The organism is Microbulbifer sp. MKSA007 (assembly GCA_032615215.1).
Lineage (GTDB): Bacteria > Pseudomonadota > Gammaproteobacteria > Pseudomonadales > Cellvibrionaceae > Microbulbifer.
This window is the reverse complement of sequence record CP128433.1, coordinates 4586783-4605365: the sequence shown is the minus strand read 5'-3', so window position 1 is coordinate 4605365 and position 18583 is coordinate 4586783. Positions and strand designations below refer to the sequence as shown.

Annotated in this window: 13 protein-coding genes; 5 read left to right on the top strand and 8 right to left on the bottom strand. The window is 47.8% G+C overall.

The features are described 5' to 3' along the window. Positions 1-43 precede the first annotated feature (43 nt). Entirely contained in the window at positions 44-1534 is a 1491-nt protein-coding gene (locus QT397_23400) for an MATE family efflux transporter (protein ID WNZ55756.1), read from the bottom strand. Positions 1535-1901: 367 nt separating this feature from the next. Between QT397_23400 and QT397_23395 the strand changes: the two genes are divergently transcribed. From QT397_23395 to QT397_23380, 4 genes are all read left to right on the top strand, one after another. Further along, positions 1902-2585, top strand: coding sequence for a response regulator transcription factor (locus tag QT397_23395; protein ID WNZ55755.1), 684 nt, complete (start codon positions 1902-1904; stop codon positions 2583-2585). A 331-nt stretch (positions 2586-2916) separates the two neighbouring features. Beyond that, positions 2917-3246, top strand: a complete 330-nt coding sequence (locus QT397_23390) for a DUF2218 domain-containing protein (GenBank protein ID WNZ55754.1) — start codon at positions 2917-2919, stop codon at positions 3244-3246. A 10-nt stretch (positions 3247-3256) separates the two neighbouring features. After that, complete coding sequence (gene speA / locus QT397_23385) at positions 3257-5191, top strand: biosynthetic arginine decarboxylase (GenBank protein ID WNZ55753.1); 1935 nt, start codon at positions 3257-3259, stop codon at positions 5189-5191. 584 nt (positions 5192-5775) lie between these two features. Beyond that, on the top strand, positions 5776-7854 hold the full coding sequence (locus QT397_23380; protein ID WNZ55752.1) for a TonB-dependent receptor: 2079 nt from the start codon (positions 5776-5778) through the stop codon (positions 7852-7854). A 12-nt stretch (positions 7855-7866) separates the two neighbouring features. Here QT397_23380 and tcuB read toward each other — a convergent pair whose 3' ends face one another. The 7 genes from tcuB to QT397_23345 form a co-directional block, all read right to left on the bottom strand. Continuing rightward, positions 7867-8940, bottom strand: a complete 1074-nt coding sequence (gene tcuB / locus QT397_23375) for a tricarballylate utilization 4Fe-4S protein TcuB (GenBank protein ID WNZ55751.1) — start codon at positions 8938-8940, stop codon at positions 7867-7869. Next, positions 8927-10336: an FAD-dependent tricarballylate dehydrogenase TcuA gene (tcuA, locus tag QT397_23370; GenBank protein WNZ55750.1), complete on the bottom strand. Its 1410-nt coding sequence runs from the start codon at positions 10334-10336 to the stop codon at positions 8927-8929. The genes tcuB and tcuA overlap by 14 nt, the downstream gene beginning before the upstream one ends. 80 nt (positions 10337-10416) lie before the next feature. Further along, positions 10417-12267, bottom strand: a complete 1851-nt coding sequence (locus tag QT397_23365; GenBank protein WNZ55749.1) for a DUF885 domain-containing protein — start codon at positions 12265-12267, stop codon at positions 10417-10419. Between the two features lie 140 nt (positions 12268-12407). Beyond that, positions 12408-14324 (bottom strand): 1-deoxy-D-xylulose-5-phosphate synthase, encoded by a 1917-nt coding sequence (dxs, locus tag QT397_23360; GenBank protein WNZ55748.1) that lies wholly within the window; start codon positions 14322-14324, stop codon positions 12408-12410. A gap of 95 nt (positions 14325-14419) precedes the next feature. Continuing rightward, a complete protein-coding gene (locus tag QT397_23355) occupies positions 14420-15313 on the bottom strand; it encodes a polyprenyl synthetase family protein (GenBank protein ID WNZ58588.1) in 894 nt (297 codons plus the stop codon). A 15-nt stretch (positions 15314-15328) separates the two neighbouring features. Continuing rightward, on the bottom strand, positions 15329-15583 hold the full coding sequence (locus tag QT397_23350; GenBank protein WNZ58587.1) for an exodeoxyribonuclease VII small subunit: 255 nt from the start codon (positions 15581-15583) through the stop codon (positions 15329-15331). A 110-nt stretch (positions 15584-15693) separates the two neighbouring features. Further along, the gene (locus QT397_23345) at positions 15694-17169 is read right to left on the bottom strand and encodes a PQQ-dependent sugar dehydrogenase (protein WNZ55747.1); all 1476 of its coding nucleotides are present in this window, start codon (positions 17167-17169) and stop codon (positions 15694-15696) included. Between the two features lie 807 nt (positions 17170-17976). Between QT397_23345 and QT397_23340 the strand changes: the two genes are divergently transcribed. After that, positions 17977-18546, top strand: a complete 570-nt coding sequence (locus QT397_23340) for an HNH endonuclease (GenBank protein WNZ55746.1) — start codon at positions 17977-17979, stop codon at positions 18544-18546. Positions 18547-18583: the final 37 nt, after the last annotated feature.

The following is an 18583-nucleotide window of genomic DNA, read 5'->3' as shown; positions in this document are numbered from 1 at the left end:
AATTGTTACTATTGTTTTAGAGCTGTATCTCACTTGGTGTTACTTAGACTGAAGTTTGATTCACTTTCAGCTTCGTAGGCCTGTATTGGTAGCAAAAATAGGCGGCCAACAAAAAGGTGCACCATTCTGCTAATGGCAGTGCAACAATAAATGATAAATCACTTATTGCTGCTGGTAATAAGTGCCAGCTGGGCAACATATAATAAAAGGCAATTAAAAATACGGCGGGGAATAATAAGCTGCGGTTAATAGCAATTAAAGCTGAAGGTTTTGGTTTGTGTATTGCTGTTAAGTAACAGGTTAAGACGATGTTAGTCCCATTAATTAAAAATAGTGGAAGCAACAATGGCAATAATTGCATGCTGACTCGGGATATTTCCTGATCTTGTTCATTGGTAAACCAACTCAGAACAGTTTCTGGCCAAAAAACGAGCAGCGCAACGATTATGATACCCAGGCAGATGGTACTTAATATTGCAATTGACAAAAAAGATTTCACTCTATTTAAGTGCCGAGCGCCAAAATTTTGACTGACAACGATATGAAGTGCATCAGCTAAACCATAACTAAGCATGACACTTAAGAAAATGAAGTAATTGACCAGAGTAAATGCCGCTACACCATCTACGCCTAGCCGCATTATCATTAAAGTATTTAGAATGAAAAAAATAATACCAACAGATATCTCGTTTATAAACTCTGATATACCGTTATAAGCTGAGTTAAGAAGTAGTTTCCAGTTTCTTTGTTGTAATTCGAACTTAAGTGTTCTTTTCTTGCTAAAAAAATAACGGCTCAATACTAAAAACTGTATAACTTGTGCTATTGCAGTTGCATAAGCAGCCCCAGCTAATCCGAATTCCAAGTACACGATAAACCAAGCATCGAGAATAATATTGAGAGCAGCGCCGATTACTAATGCACATGTGGCTAATATCGGATGGCCATCAGCACGTACAAAATAATACAGCACCATTGTGGTTAGCTGTAAAATGAACACCCAGCGAATGACGTCGAAATATTCCCTTGCTAATACAGCAACCTGGGCTGAAATATTGAGTATTTCAAAAAGTAAATCATTGAAGGCTAAGCTGCCCAGCGCTAACAGAGTGTTAATAACCACAGCGGCAATAAGGGATTGGCTGAAGATCGCGTTTGCTGTTTTCGGATCTTTCTCACCTATGGCTTTACCTACGCTCACAGCCCCGCCTATTGCCAGCATGATGGCAATAGCTATCAACAAAGTGAAGTACGGGATCATTAGAGTGATTGCAGCGAGAGCGTCTGTACCTATGGTGTTGCCGACAAAAAAGCCATCAATCAGGTTGGCGCTTGTTATTGCAACTAAGCCGACTATTGAAGGTAGCACATAGTAAAAAAAGTCTTGACGATACGACCGGAAAGCGCTGGATTTTGGGCTGACATTAAAGTGTCTCAAATCATGAGAAAATAGGTTCTGAGGGAGTATTATATATTTCACTTGTTGCAAATGATAGTGATTATCATTAATATCGGTGAATTTAGGTTGATACATAAAGCTGCATTGTGAAGTTTTGGTGTTCTAAATGTGAATAGATTTGTGTTTGAGCCAATGCAATATTGTGTTGGGCACTAAGCGTGTTGGTGGCGTGTCCCGTGCAATGGTTGTACAGGAAGTGCGCAGCAGTATTAATGTTTTGCAGTGCTAAATGTCCTGGTAAGTCATATGTGTATCCATTGAAAATAGTTTAGAAAATGTACTATTAAAATTACTGTCAGACGTCAAAAGTAAGAGCTATGTGTAGGTTCCAGTCGGGTTCCTCCATATTAAGGTCGTCGGTGGGCGAGAGTATTTTTGCGCTATGAATAATTTTGGATTCAAAAAATTCAAGTTTTAATTTGGTTGTGGATAAGAGGCTGTTGTGGCAACTGCGCATATTTTAATATTGGAAAGTGATACTAAAATAAGCAGACAATTGAGCGGCACTTTGCAAAAGCAAGGATTTAATGTCACTCAATGTCAAGATGTTAGTGAAGGGTTGATGGTAATGCCCGCAGACTATTTTGATCTTATTTTAGTTAATGCGTTTTTGCCCACCAATGATGATTTATCACCTTTACAGGCTATACGTAGCTGGGGGCAAACGCCTGTAATTGTTCTCTCTTCAATTAATACAACGGCAAAAAGGATAGAGAGCTTTCAGCAGGGGGCTGATGACTTTATATCCAAACCGATTGATTCCACTGAGATAGTGCTGCGTGTAAACGCAATACTGCGTAGGACTCACAAGGGGGAAAGTAACATTGAGGGTGAGATTGATATCGATCATTTAAGGTTATTAAAATCAAGGCAGCAGGTTTTTTATAGGGGAGATAATTTAGCGTTTACACCTATTCAATTTCGATTACTTTGGATACTCGCTGAGAACCGATTCAAGGTAGTTAGTAAGCAATTTTTATATCGTGCGGTACTCAACAGGCAATTTTCCCGTTATGATCGAAGCCTTGAGATGCATCTTAGTCGTATCAGGAAAAAGTTTATTGAAGTTGGTATATCGGCTGACCGCTTTGCTACGATTCATGGCAAAGGTTATAGATTTTCATAATAAAAGACTAGCTTAAGTTAAACGGTAAATTTAGGTGTACTAAGTATCGGTTTAGGCATTATTCAAGTATTTTCTCCTTTCTAAAATTCTAATCAGGCTTGTTTAACATTAGCAAGCTTAAAGCTGTCTTTGAGTTCAAAATGTTTTAATTATCGACGGTTTTTATTAGCTATTATACTGCCGTAACAATTGTAAAAGTGGTTTTTTTCGGCCATGAAAGCAATTAACATCTTTGATAATGATTATCATTACCAGAGATGTTAATTGCTGAATACATCTTTTCGTTTAAAAGTTGGCTCGGCATAAAGTGATTTAATTAAGAAGTGGGGATATGAGCACTATTAATAAAGTTGAGGCTGAGCATGATAGCCAATTTTTAGCTTTTTCAACGGTAATTCATATTGACAGCGAGAGGATGATTAGGCGTTTATGTAAGCACTTCGCTCACAAAGTTAATGCCCACTGGAGCAGCGATTGCGGCCATATTGAGTTTGATATGGGTTTCTGTGATATGAACGGAAGTGGTGATCAATTGGATTTGCGTTGTGGTGCTAACTCTGACGCGGAGTTAAAAGAGATCATAGATTGCATTGATTCCCACTTCTTACGATTTGCGCAAGGTGTGGAATGTTCACTTCAGTGGAATCTAATGAATTCTTAATGGTAAAAAGATGTTAGAGAAAGATAAACTCAAGAGTGAAGTTAATACTCAGTGGAATATGGCTGAGGCAGGGAATATTTATGGGGTTAACCAGTGGGGCAATGGTTATTTCGATATAGATTCACAGGGTAATGTTGTCGTAAAAAATCCTAGTGATGATGAGGCAGACGCTGTTCCCTTGATGAAAATCATAGAGGGTATGCAGGACCGCGGTTTACACATGCCTATTTTACTGCGTGTCGAGAATATTCTTGATAAAAGTATTAGCTCACTTAATGAAACATTCCGTCAGATAATCGAAAAACTGGATTACCAGAATAAATACCAAGGTGTTTATCCAATTAAAGTAAACCAGCAGGCCCAAATTGTCGATGAAGTAGCTCAGTTTGGTTCTCGCTATCAACATGGATTTGAAGTTGGTAGTAAAGCCGAAATGATTGCAGCTTTATCCACTATCGAAGAACTAGATAGCCTAATTATTTGTAATGGCTATAAGGACCAAGAATTTATAGAATTGGGGTTAGAGGCAACAAAACTTGGATTGAAATGTATCTTTGTTATTGAAACCTTAACCGAACTGCCGATTATTGTAGAGCGAAGTCAAGCGTTAGATATTTTCCCTCATATTGGCGTGCGCGTTAAAATGACGACTCAAGTGAGTGGGCATTGGAGTGCTACTAGTGGTGAGAGAAGTGTATTCGGACTGTCATCAAGTCAACTTATACATGTGGTTGATTACTTAAACGAGCATCAAATGCTCAATTGCCTTGAGTTACTACATTGCCATTTGGGCTCTCAGATTCCTAACATCCGCGATATCCGCGGTGGTGTACTAGAAGCCTGTCGCTATTACTCCGATTTATGTAAAGAGGGCGCGGCATTAAAGTATATTGATTTAGGTGGTGGTTTAGCAGTTGACTACACTGGTAGACAGTCAAGTACTGGACAAAGCCGAAATTACTCACTTGAGGAATACTGCGAAGATATCATTGATACAATTAAGAGTACATTAGATAGTAATAACTTACCCCACCCGATAATTGTTACGGAGTCTGGTCGTGCTACTGTAGCCTACACATCAATTTTGCTCTTTAATATCCTTGATGTTGTAAGTTTCGACTCAGAAGAGTTAAAAGAAGCTGAGGAAGATGAGCATCAATTGCTTCAAAATATGCGTGAAATTCTGACTTATTTGAAGCCTCAAAGATTACAAGAGTGCTTCAATGATGCGCAGTTTTATCGGGACGAAGTTCGCGAATTATTCAAGCGTGGCCAAATAGATCTTCGTGTTCGTTCTGTATCAGAGATAATTTATTACAATGTTTTGCATCGTATAAAAGAGACTCTTTCAGAAATGAAGCGAATACCTGAAGATCTGGAAGGCTTGGCAGATTCACTAGCTGATATCTATTATGGTAATTTTAGTTTATTTCAGTCCTTACCTGATAGCTGGGCTATTGATCAGTTATTTCCTGTTATGCCTATTCATCGACTAAATGAGACTCCAAGTCGGCGTGCTATCTTGGCCGACATTACCTGTGATTGTGATGGGAAAATTGAGCGATTCGTAGTCAACCAGGAAGTCGAAAAAACCTTACCTCTGCATTCAATAAAGCACGGCGAGGAGTATTATCTCGGTGTTTTCCTAGTGGGCGCTTATCAGGAAACTCTAGGTGATCTGCATAATTTATTTGGTGATACGAATGTTGTCAGTGTGAGACTGAATTCAGATGCCAGCTTTGAGTTTGTGAAAGAGGTTCATGGGGATACTATTGAGGATGTTTTAAGTTATGTCGAGTATCAGCCGCATGAAGTAAAGACGCGTTTTCGTAATAAGGTTGAAGCGGCTGTTCGCAGTGGGCGTATTAGTGCTCGTGAACGTCAGCAAATAATTAAGACCTTCAATGCAAGTATGCAAGGTTATACCTATTATGAAAGAGATTAGAATAGAGTAGAAAACAGTGAGAGACATGACCTGTTTAAATCTTTATCTGTATATATGAAGGCTTAAATCTAAGTATGTCGACGATGCCAGATCTTCGATCTGGCTAAAATATTTAAGCCCTACTCTGTGAAGCTAGCTCCTGACCACGTTAATAAATTCTTTGTTTTTATATAGTTATGCTGTTAGCACCTATCCTGATTTAGTGTTTTAGGTTTATATTGGTTACTTTAGCGCCAGATAATTTTCTATAGTGATAGTATATACAATTATGCAGAATCTATTCTTCTTTATGACTAGTGCAGAACTCTGAATATACTTACTTTTATACTTTAGTGTGCTTGTACTCGAAAGATAATCTCTCTGTAAAAATTGTTAAGAGTTTTGATCTTTTTTGTTTCTTTGTCTAATTGTTACTTGCATTTTTTATTGCGTAAAGAGTAACGAGAAGTAAAATATTAAATTCTACGCCATTTAGTAAGGAAGCTAGAGCTAGCTAATATTTATAAGGATTATGAATATGATTTTCTGATATTATCTGGACACAACATAAGATATTCTATCTTTTAAAGAATAGGGATGTGGACTTGAGGATCATAAATAAGATCACTTTGGGTTATATTGCACTGGCTCTGCTTCCGATCAGTTTTTCACATAGCAGTGAAACTCAGATTGAAACTATCGTTGTGACTGCGGGTAGATATGAACAGGATATTTCACAGCGGATGGAGAGTATTTCTGTTGTAGATAATGATGTACTCAGAAAAAGTGGTAATACCCATATTCAACAAAGCCTGGTGAGTGTACCTGGAGCAAACCTAGCAAGAGGGAATGGACAGGAATACCTGCCAGCCCTACGTTCTCCAGTACTGACTGGTGCAGGAGCCTGTGGTGGTTTGTTGACAGCAGAAGATGGGATTCCATTGAGAGCAAATGGATTTTGTAATATCAATGAGTTATTTGAATCCTTCAGCGAGACAGCTCGGCATGTCGAAGTGGTTAGAGGGCCTGCTGGTACCCTCTATGGCTCTAATGCAATGCATGGATTGATCAATGTTATCAGCCGCGATCCTGTAGAAGGAGAGAATGGATCTCTCAACACTGAAGCGGGGCCCCACGATTACTATCGACTGGGTGTATCAGCAGATCGTCGCCTCAGTATTGAAGGTGATGTGATCAGTGCAGATTTGTATTTGATGACTGATGGAGGATATAGGGATCAGTCAGGATTGGACCAGCAAAAGGCTAGCATCCAGTATACCCACCAGGTCGGTGATAGCAGAGTTCGAACTCGTCTAGTAGCGACAAGCTTAAATCAGGAGACGGCTGGTTACCTCGAGGGTGGCGGAGTTTACCGCAATCGTCGATTGAGTCGTACCAACCCTAATCCAGAGGCGTTTCGAGATGCCAATTCTCTCAGATTTTACTCTCTGATTGATATACCTGTGAATCAAACTAGTCAATTACATTTGGCTCCTTACCTCCGTAAAACTGACATGCGTTTTCTGCAGCATTATTTACCGGGGCAACCAATGGAGGAAAATGGCCAGGAGAGTGTTGGGGTAAGAAGCAGTTACTATCTGGAGCTGGATGAGCAGCTAAATCTGCTAACTGGTATTGATACTGAATTAAGTAAAGGATATCTCCTGGAAGCCCAAGAGAGTGTTACCGAGGGCTCTGAATTTCTGCAAGCAACCATACCAATGGGAAAGCACTACGATTATGAAGTCGTAGCTTGGAATGTCGCCCCCTATGCATCGGCAACCTGGAAGGTTAATGATCAATTGGAAATCACTGGTGGAGTCAGGATTGAATCTGCACACTATGACTACGATAATCAAATGCTTCCCGGGCGCACAGATGAAAATGGATTACCCTGTGACTTTGGAGGCTGTCGGTTTAGCCGGCCAAATGACCGAAAAGATAGCTTTAACAATATATCCCCCAAGTTGGGAGCGCTATTATGGTTAAGTAATGAACTACAACTCTTTACTCAATTGGCCCAGGGTTATCGTGTACCCCAAGCGACAGAGTTATATCGATTACAGCGAGAGCAGACGGTAGCAGAGCTGGATCCAGAGGAAATTAATAGCTTTGAAATAGGGCTGAGGAAAATCGGCAACTCATTGTCATATGAGTGGGTGGCTTATACGATGAAAAAGGAGAGTGTAATATTTCGTGATGTCGACTATTTTAACCAGTCCAATGGCAAAACCCGGCACTGGGGAGTTGAGTTGGCTGTAGATTATGAATTCACTGAAAGCTTACGGCTAGAGGTGAGTACCAGCTATGCAGAACATCGTTATGCAGATCAAAGGGAGTTGCAAGGTGTAGATCTGGATGGAAATCTTGTAGATACTGCACCAAAGACCTTTGGTAGTTATCGACTTCACTGGTCCCCGAATTCTTTGGTATCGGCGGAGCTTGAATGGTTACATCAGGGTAGCTATTTTACAGATCCTCAAAATGCTCATCGGTATCCAGGACATGACTTACTGAACCTCCATTTGGCCTGGCAGTGGAAACAATATGAAATTTCTACACGAATACTGAATATTACCGATAAAGCCTACGCTGAGCGTGCGGATTACAGTAGTTTTAGTGGTAGCCGTTATTTCCCTGGAGAGCCTCGTTCAATTTACTTTGGAATCAATTTTGATTGGTAGTGTAATAAGGCCTTACTTTTTGCTTTCGGATTTCATTTGAGCGTCCCGAATCAACGCTGCCATGCGATAAAAACCATGAGACATTTTAGTGTAGGGCGTGAGTAAAAAAAATGCGAGAACTGCACCCAAGTGTAAATCCAATAGTAGGGGGAGTGCGGCTGTCCCCCCGAGGGAAAAAAGTAATAGACCGCTGAGTGCGATGAATAACAGTAGGCCAACAAACCCCATCTCCCCGCTCCAAACCCTTGCTGAGCCAAGTTCTGGATCAGCCTTGAGCTTTAGCTGAATAAGCTTGCTACACCCCACTAATATGAGTAATCCACCGGGTATACCAAGTAATTTGGGTATAGAAAAAATCGAGTATGGCCCTGGCATGTTCAGAAAGTAATACATTACTGTGCCCGAACAGGTAGCTGCAAAGCACAATAAGAAGCCGTATAGAACAGCTTGGTGTGCGTATCGTCGCTGGTTGCTGAATCGGTCTTCCTCTTCGAAGTTACATCCATCCCCGTGGCCCCCGGATAGATTCTTAAGTTTTCCTGCTGAAATTAATGCACTTCTAAATTGACCCCAGGTAATTTTTTCCCCGTCGACTTTCCTCCAGTAGCGACGTAAACTTATCCCCAGGCTAAACAGCGGATAAAGAAAGGCCGGTAAAAAAATACTGGTCATAGTGGCGTGAGAAACAATTGCGTAGAAGCCCTCACCACCACTGGGTTTCAATACTCTTATTACATAAAAGATAACGGCAAATCCGATGATAGTAGCCAGGGCGATCAGACTGCCGCGTTTTTGGAACATTCTAGCAATACCTCCCGGCCAGGCAAAAGTTTCCCAGCTTTTCTGTCGCGCTTCGGCCATGACTTGAGGAATATTAATATTGAATTCGTGGGGATCGGTATACTGGCAGGCATAGTAACAACCTCGGCAGTTGTGGCAGAGATTGGCCAACTGGGTGATGGTTCCCTCTGAGAAAGAGCGGTGTAGTTGAAGTGCTGGAAAAACGGCGCAGTAGCCCTCGCAATAGCGACAGGCATTACAGATTTCTGCTTGCCGCCGTGCCTCTTCCAAATTATCCATTTGCATAGTTAGCGGCTTCCCTGCCAGCAATACGCCCAAAAACGGTGCCGATCATCATACCCAACCCAGCCAGATATCCCTGACTTAGGATTGACCCGGCCATGGTTTCTCCTGCAGCCCACAAGTTTTTTACCGGCCCTGTGGCAGTGCTGCACTGGGCATTCTCATCAATCTTGAGCGCCAGATAAGTGAAGGTAACCCCGGTGCGTAAGCTATAGCAGTAAAATGGTGGCTCGCTGATGGGGCGGGCCCAATTAGTTTTTTCTGGTGTCAGGCCGGTAGTGGCGACACTATCCAGCTCGGTGGGGTGAAAAGCGTCACTACTGCCACAAGCAGCATTAAAGGTTGCTATGGTATCGATCAGTTTTTCAGAGGGTAAACTGGTTTTTTCCGCGAGTTCCTCCAAGGTGTTCGCTTCGGTCGGAGGAAATGCTGATGGCATAAACATTTTTAAAGACTTGGAGTCGATAATTGCAAAAGCCACCTGGTCTGGCTGTTGTGCGACAAGGCGGCCCCAGATGGCATAGCGTTTGGGCCAAATATCTTCTCCCTCGTCATAAAAGCGCTGGGCCTCCTTGTTAACGACGATGGAAAAGGGGACACAATCCAGGCGGGTTACTATGCCCCCATCAAACTTCGGCGCTCGCCCATCAATTGCCACTGCATGGCACTGGGTGGGATCTCCGACGGACTGCACGCCTTGCTCCAGTAAATCTTCCAAGACCACACCCCGGTTATAAGGTGTTCCGCGTATCAGGAAATTTTCAGCAGCTGGGCCCCAGGCTTTTTCCAACCACTTAAGATTGGCTTCGAATCCGCCGGAGGCTGCTACAACTGACCTGGGTTCAATTTGGTATTGCTGTCCCTCGTAAACATAGTCGACACGAGTAATATGATTGCCCTCTAGCTGCAGGTGCTTAACGTGTGCCCGATACAGCACATCAACACCTAATTTGCCTGCAGTTCGGTAATAGGCGTTAACCAGGGACTTACCGCCGCCAAGGAAAAAAGCATTTGTGCGCGTGAGGGATAGTGTGCCGGACAGAGGCGGCTGGAAATGAACGCCGTGCTTTTGCATCCAGGGAAGCGCTTTTTCTGATGAGCGTATAACCAGCCGAGCTAACTGCTCATTGGTTTTACCCCCGGTAACTTTTAGCAGGTCTTCATAGTACTCGTCTTCACTGTAATCACCTTCCAGTGGACCCAGGGGGCCTCGGTGCATACAGCGTATATCCCTGGTGTGGCGGGAATTGCCGCCTCGATAGGGCTTGGGGGCAGTTTCCAGGATAATCACCTTGGCCCCAAGTTCGGCAGCAGTTATCGCTGCGCACAGAGCGGCATTGCCACCCCCAATTACGGCGAGGTCGTAGTGAGTGTTCACCGATAGAAAACCCTTTTGCAATGGATCAGTGTTCCATTGCAAAAGGTAGGTGAAAATTGAGAATAAATAGGCGGGCAGGCAATCCCTGCCGCAAAAAATCGTTAGCTGGTGGCGGGTTGTTCAGCTTGCTGCATGTCGATGTGAACAGATACAGAGGCCTGGCTTTCCAGCCAGTTGTCCATGCGCTCTTCAAGAATATTCAGTGGCAGTGCTCCAGATCCCAACAGAGCGTCATGGAAACTGCGAATGTCGAAATTGCTATCCAGGGTTTCCTCCGCCTCTTTGCGCAGCTCTTTAATTTTGAGCTGCCCTAGCTTGTAGGCCAGGGCCTGGCCGGGCCAAATTAAGTAGCGGTCTATCTCGACGGTCACATCGTGGAGCGGTTTGGCGCTGTTTTCCATAAAGTATTCGATCGCTTCCTCGCGGCTCCAGCCCAGCTGATGCATACCGGTGTCCACAACCAAACGCACTGCACGCCACATATCGTAAGAGAGTGCACCGAATTCGCTGTAGGGGTTTTTATACAGGCCCAGGTCGTAACCGAGACTTTCGGAGTAAAGGCCCCAACCCTCTACAAATGCGGTATAGAGAGCCATACGGCGCAGTGGGTGAATATCAGTTTGCTCTTGTGCCAAGGCAATTTGCAGGTGGTGACCCGGCATCGCCTCGTGCACTGTGAGCGCCTCCATTTCCCATTTTGGGCGGCTGGGCAGGTTGTAGGTATTGGCAAAGAAGATACCTGCACGGCCAGCTTCGTTGGAGCCGGGCAGATAATAAGCTGTGGTTTGGGATTGTTCTGAATAACTGGGTATAGGTTTCACGCCATAGGGCAGGCGTGGCAAGGTGCCGAACAGAGCGGGCAGCTCTGCATCAATGCGCTTGGCAATATCGCGGTAATCCCGCAGTAACCCCTCCCGGCTGGTGTGGTAAAAGCGCGGGTCGGTACGCAGAAACTCGGTGAATGCTTTGAAGTCTCCCTGGAAGCCTGTCTTCTGGATAACTCTATCCATCTCCCCGCGAATTCGCTTCACTTCCGCAAGCCCAATGCGGTGGATCTCCTCGGGGCTGAGGTCGGTGGTGGTATTCTCTTCCACTTTATGGGCGTACCAGCGCAGACCATCAGGGCGGCTGGTTAAAGCGGTATCTATCTGGGCCTCGGGAATATATTTGCGCTCAACAAATTCAGCCATACCCTGCCAGGCCGGTACCAGTTGTTTGCTGTAAATGGCATAGGCGCGTTGCTGCAGGCTTTTCCGCTTAGTTGCTGGAATGGCCTCAGGCATTTGATTAAATGCTGTCAGCAATGGGCTGTGCTCCGGCGCGGCAGGTACCAGTGCGCGTATTTGACGCGGTAGGTCGCGCAGGGTGATTTGTGGTGGCGTGACTCCTTTGCGCAGACCCCGGCGCATCAGCCCCTGGGTTTGTTCAATCAGGATTGGCAACCTTTCCAGACGGCTGATTATCGTCTCATAATCGGTTGCAGTGCGCTTGGGCATGCTGTTGATTACTTCCGGTATACTGCGTTGGATGCCGCTCATATGGGTAAGCGGTTGCAGGTGGTCCGGGAACTGGAAGCCTTTCACTTCTCCCAACAAGTCCTGGTAGAGCAGCTGGTAATCCAATTGTTGTTCGGCTGGCAGATCGCTTTGATCGATATTACGTGCAGCCCCTAAAAGGATTCTGGTCTGCTTTTGACGCAGTTCCACAGACTTAAGAGAGTTATCCACCCAGCGATGATTTTGCCCGGGATAGCCCTCGTAGGTTGCCTGGCTGGGATAACTCTCCATGATCCAGCGATAGCGCAAATCCTGCAGGGCGGTGAGTCGCTCGGAGGCGCTGCGCTCAGGAAGGGATTTGTAAGCTTTTCGGAAGGTGTCCTGGTCCATCGCTGAGGCATTGAGGCTCACAACAAGTCCCAGGGATGTAAATAGGGCTTTTCTGATAAACGACATAATCCCCTCAAGTGAAAACGTGTGGCCCCAATAGTGGCCGGATTTAGTCAATGGGTGGTTTGTTACCACTGCCGGCAATTTATTGCCGGGCATTCGAAGAGCAGCCAGCCGCATTAGCTGGCTGCCAAAGGCGGGCTGGGTCAATTGGCTGCCGCTGTGCGACTGCCAAACTCCTGGTGATTGATCAGTTGCAAGCGCCTGCGAATCTGTTCCTCAATACCGGAGGCATTGAGGCCGATGGCCGCCAGCAGGTCTTTGTGCTTGCCGTGCTCAATAATTTGATCTGGAAGCCCCAGTTGCAGCACCGGTACCGACCGCGCAGTGCTATTAAGGTATTCGAGTACGGCACTGCCAGCACCACCAGCAATGGTGTTCTCTTCGATGGTAACTAAGAGTTGGTGACTCTCGGCAAGTTCATCGATCAGTGTCTCGTCCAGGGGTTTTACCCAGCGCATATCGGCTACGGAGGCCCCCAGCTGCTCTGCAGCGGCCATAGCGGGGCCGAGTAAGGTTCCGAAGCTGAGGATGGCTACACCACTGCCCTGGCGCAACAGGCGCCCCTTGCCGATCGGTAGCTCTGTCATTTCCTTGTTGATGGCGGTACCCATACCAGTTCCGCGCGGATAGCGCACAGCAGTGGGGCCGCTGTGTTTGTAGGCGGTATAGAGCAGCTGGCGGCATTCGTTTTCGTCACTGGGCGCGGCGATAGCCAGGTAGGGCAGGCAGCGCATAAATGTGAGGTCAAAACTACCCGCGTGCGTGGGGCCGTCTTCCCCAACCAGGCCGGCGCGGTCGATGGCGAAAGTGACATCCAGGTTTTGGATTGCCACATCGTGCACCATTTGGTCGTAGCCGCGCTGTAAAAATGTCGAATAAATAGCAACTACCGGCTTCTGGTCTTCACAGGCGAGGCCCGCAGCGAGAGTGACGGCGTGCTGTTCGGCAATGGCTACGTCGTGGAAGCGGTCCGGGAAGCGCTTGGAGAACTCCACCATACCGGAGCCCTCACACATGGCCGGGGTAATAGCGACCAGGCGCTCGTCCTGCTCTGCGGCATCGCACAGCCACTGGCCAAAAATATCCTGGTACTTGGGCAGTTTCTTCTTGCCGGGTATGGCTACTTGCACCTTGGCTTCCGGCTCCAGCTTGTTCAGCGCGTGGTAGCCCACCGGATCTTCTTCAGCGGGGCCGAAGCCTTTGCCCTTGATGGTGGCAATATGCAGGAGTTGCGGGCCCGGCTGGCTGCGCAAGTTGCGCAGGGTGTGGACCAGGTCGTGCATGTTGTGGCCATCCAGGGGGCCCACGTAGTTAAAACCCAGTTCTTCGAACAGGGTACCCGGCGTGATCATACCTTTGACATGCTCTTCGGTGCGTCGCGCCAATTGCCAGGCTTTGGGGATGGCAGACAGTATCTTACGGCTGCCCTCGCGCATATTCAGGTAGGTTTTACTGGCCAGGATTTTGGCGAAATAGGTAGCCAGGCCGCCGACATTTTTTGAGATAGACATACTGTTGTCATTGAGAACAACCAACATGTCCTTGCCGGTATGGGAGGCGTGGTTCAGGGCTTCGAAAGCCATTCCCGCCGTCATGGCGCCATCACCAATCACCGCCACTACCTTGCGATCGTCAGGGGAGCCCAGGGCCATACCCAGGGCGGCGCTGATCGAAGTGCTGGAGTGGCCGACTCCAAAGGTATCGTAGGGGCTCTCACTGCGCTTGGGGAAGCCGGACAGGCCCCCTTGCTGGCGCATGGACAGCATCTGTTCGCGGCGACCGGTGAGGATTTTATGGGGGTAGGTCTGGTGGCCCACATCCCAAACCAGCCGGTCCTCCGGGGTATTGAATATGTAATGCAGGGCGATGGTCAGTTCCACCACACCGAGACCGGCACCAAAGTGCCCGCCGGTCTGGCCGACACAATACAGCAGGTACTCGCGCAATTGGCTGGCGAGTTCCGGCAATTGGCGTTCATCGAGGGCGCGCAGCTGCGCCGGGTCGTCGATCGAGTCGAGTAGCGGTGTCTGCGGGCGTGTGCGTGGAATTTCTTCGAGCATCAAATGTATCAGTTGCAACAGATGGTGATATTGAGGGGGATTGTATGCCCGTGGCGGGCATATTGCATCCCAAACCCCACAGGCAAGGCTGTGACTTAGTGTCCGCGCTGCACGATATAGTCTGCGAGCTGCTGCAGTAGCAGGGTATCGCCATCGAGACTTTGCAGTGCCTGGGAGGCCTGGGCGTGCAGTTTTGCCAGCTTGTCCCGGGCGCCGTCGACGCCGAGCAGAGAGACATAAGTGGGTTTGTTGCGCAGGGCATCGGCGCCCTGGGTTTTGCCCAGAACCGCAGTTTCAGCAGTGATATCGAGAATATCGTCCTGAACTTGGAATGCCAGTCCAATAGCTTGGGCGTAGCCGGTAATAATCTCCAGCTCCCTCTCGCTGGCACCCCCCAGCAGTGCGCCCATACGTGCGCTGGCACAAATCAGAGCCCCGGTCTTCAGGCGGTGCATGGGCTCCAGCTGATCCAGGGTCAGGGTTTGGTCAACGGAGTCCAGGTCGATAGCCTGGCCGGCGACCATACCTCGGGCCCCCGCCGCAGTGGCGAGCTCACGCATAAGTTGTAACTGCAATTGAGGCGCGAGCGGTTCTGCGAGAAGCAACTCGAAAGCCTGGGTTTGCAGTGCGTCGCCGGCGAGAATGGCTGTGGCTTCGTCATAGGCGATATGACAGGTGGGGCGACCTCGACGAAGGTCGTCGTCATCCATTGCCGGCAGGTCGTCGTGGACCAGGGAGTAGGCGTGAATGCACTCCAGGGCCGCCGCTGTGCTATCGCAATAGGCCAGGTCAAAATCGACACCCCGAAAAACCTGGGCACAGGCGTAGACGAGAGCGGGGCGCAGGCGTTTGCCGGGGCCCAGTGCGGCATAGCGCATTGCTTCGAACAGCTTTTCTGAGCCGTCGATCGGGGTGTTGAGCGCCTGCTGGATTCGGCTTTCGACGCGTGTGGAGGAGGCCTGTAGAAAGGCTTTCAGCTCCTCTGGCAGGTTTGCGGAACTCACTTAAACTGGGTCCCCGGAGTTGTCGTCGGCATCAAAGGGGAGCTCGCGGATATTGCCGCTCTCTTCAATTAACAGCTTCACTTTCTGCTCGGCTTTGGCGAGCTTCTGTTGGCACTCCCGGGTGAGTTTCACTCCCTTTTCGAAATCAGCGAGAGCCTCCTCCAATGGGAGATCTCCGCCTTCGAGTCGCTCAACCAGCTGTTCTAACGCCTCGAGACTCTCTTCAAAAGTTGCTGTTTTTTTCTTTGCCGCCATAGCATCGCCTCTTAATTGCGGGGCAACCTTAGCGGCTGGCGCTGCGGGGGTCAATTCCATGGCCCCCTCATCCGGGAGCCTCTTCTCAGTGTCGTTTAGGCGTGCAATTCCTAGAGGCTCGACTCTTGGGATAATAGATAGTGCGCCAGGGCTTTTTTCTGCACCGCCGTAAAGTTGTAGTTAGGCATTGGTGGTGTTGGGGCATCGAAGTAGTCAGCCAGGGTCTGCGCTGTGTATTTAGCGGACAGGTTGCGCAGGGGAAACTGGGCCTGATGGCAGTGGGCACAATCGTTAGACCGATAGAGCTGCGCGCCCAGTTGCACCACCTCGGCATCTATTGAAAGCGCGTTGGCCGTGGATGTTTTTTGCAGTTGTGGCTGCTGTGTTGTCAATACAGCTTGGCGAGGGGTCCCTTGGCTCACACGATAAACTGCACCGGCGTAGTCATCGGAAATATAGATGTTGCCCAGTTTATCCTCGGCGATGGCGACAGGGCGGCCGTAAACCGTTTGGCGGTCATTACTGAGAAATCCCCACAGGAAATCCCTCTGTTGAATTTCCCCGTCGTTACTCCAGTGCAGGGAGACAACTTTATAACCATCTTTCACGCTGCGGTTCCACGAGCCGTGCAGGGCGACCAGCGCTGCATGGCGATAATCCTTAGGCTGTTCCACACTGCGCAAAAATTTAATCCCGAGTGGCGCGTTGTGAGCGCGAAATTCGTACACAGCAGGAATTGAGTCAGCAATCTTTTGCTGGATTTCAGGGCTTGCATCCACCCCAAGATCCGGATCGGGAACCCGGTCACCGTAAGCGTAGGGCCATCCGTAGAATTGGTCTTTGCGAATCAGGTTGAGCTCATCTGGCGGCAAGTTGTCGCCGAGCCAATCGCGGCCATTATCTGTTGCGTAAAGTCCGCCATCTTTTGGAGACCAATCGAACCCCACACTATTACGCAGGCCGGTGGCGTATATTTCAAAATTATCTCCGTTTGGTTTCATTCTCATGATGGTTGCGCGGCGAGGATCTTTTTCAATACAAACGTTGCAGCTGGAACCACTGCTGAGAAAAAGCCATCCATCGGGACTCATATCAATAGTTTTTGTCCAGTGTCCATCGTCCTCAAGATTTTCAATAATTCTCTGGTAGCGCCCAGCGAGTCGCCCATCAGAATGATCAAAGGGAACCCGTCCAACTGCGTCACTTTCGGCAATATATAACCAGCCGTCGTGTAGCAATAATCCGTGGGGCCGTTGAAGATTATCAATAAGGGTCTTTTGCCCGTCACTGCGGCCGTCGCCGTCTTTATCTTGTAATAAAAGTGAAACTTTGCCATGTTTAGGCTGAGAGACGATGATGTCTCCATTGCGGGTCACTGTGAGCCAGCGTGCGCCGGGAACATCCCCTGCAAATAACTGGACCGAGTATCCATTTGCTGCGGTCAGCCGGCCTGTCACTTCTTTTTCTGTTGTTTTGACACCACCGACCAGCTGGCGCCAAGGCACGCTGACGCTGGATTTAAAGGTGGCTAAGGCGGTAGAAAGCACCGCGCCGAGGGCGATAAAAAATATTAGCGTATATTTCAACGTTTTCTTCATGGTATCGATTGAACTTGAAATAAAGATGTTTATAGTTGCCGCGCTTATCTATTTACCCCTATAGTTAACACGGGATTAATTTCCTGTCTTCCCTCCCTTTTGTAACAGGTAACTCAGTTTGTGAGATATCTCTTACACAAAATTCAGCAGATTTCCCCTACTTTTTCTCCCTTGATGTCCATAATTAACTTGCAAGGACGCGAAAGGGACTGCACTACTGCGGCAATGGATAAATGGATTGCGCCGCTCGCCCTAGGGATATGGGCACCATCCTGTGAGACGCACCGCCCGGGCCGGATTGCCTGGGCGGTGTTTTACATTCTGCTTTAACCTGCCTGTTGCTGCCTGCAACGCTTTCTACAATTTACACCTTTCTTTTGTAATTTGCTGTTATTCCATCAGCGGCATGTCGCTGCCTGGAATTTGTAATAGTTATCCGCTTTAATGTTGATAGGCCGGCCAAATTACCCATGGGCCGGCGGAGGGTGGCGCATTCAGTAATCTACCAGCAGAAGTGCCCGTATTACCCAAGGCAAAACTACGCCTGTGGGCATCTGTATTTTCGTTGGTAAAAAAGCTTTCAGACTCCTCCATCTTGTCTGGGAGCAAGCTTTTACTTTCGAAGGTGGCAGTTTTTTCTAATGCTGCGAATCGCGCCAGCTTCTGTCATCGTCATCCAGTCCCTTCGATCTGTCACTCCAAAACTTCTTTTTTCTTCTTTATAAAAACCGTTGTGATTACACGGAAACAGTTCCGGGGCTGCCTTGTTCTATTCGACTGTGGGGAGGCGAGGTTATGCACGCGAGAATATTGCGTTTAAATCTGGCGGGTCAACCGCTGGAGTGGCTGAGTTGGCAAGAGGCATCCTGTTTGTACGTGCGGGAGCTGGTTACATGGTCGCTGGGAGGTGTTGTCCAGCGGGTGAGAGGAGGCTTTAATCGCAATGGCGATCGTTCCAGCCTCGATCTGGCCGCTATTATCGCCTGTGGCGGTGCACGTATGGCCCGTCCGCGCCGGCGCCCACCCCTAACAAATCGAGCACTGTTTTTTCGCGATTCCCATACTTGTCTTTATTGCGGTAATTTCTTTAAAAGTGTGGATTTGACACGGGACCATGTTATTCCTGTTTCCAAAGGCGGAGTTGATTCCTGGGAAAATGTGGTCGCGGCCTGCAGGCGCTGTAACCAGCATAAGGGCAATCAACTATTGGAAAATATCGACATGGAGCTGTTGGCCTTGCCCTTCTGTCCCAATGCAGCTGAATACCTTGCCCTGATTAACAGTGAGCGGATTCGCGGCGATCAGATGGAGTTTCTGCGCGGCCAGTTTTCACGGCGACGTCAACAGGGGTGGTTGTTGCACTAGCCCGTCGGATCGAAATGAGCAAAAAAGAAAAGGGGCC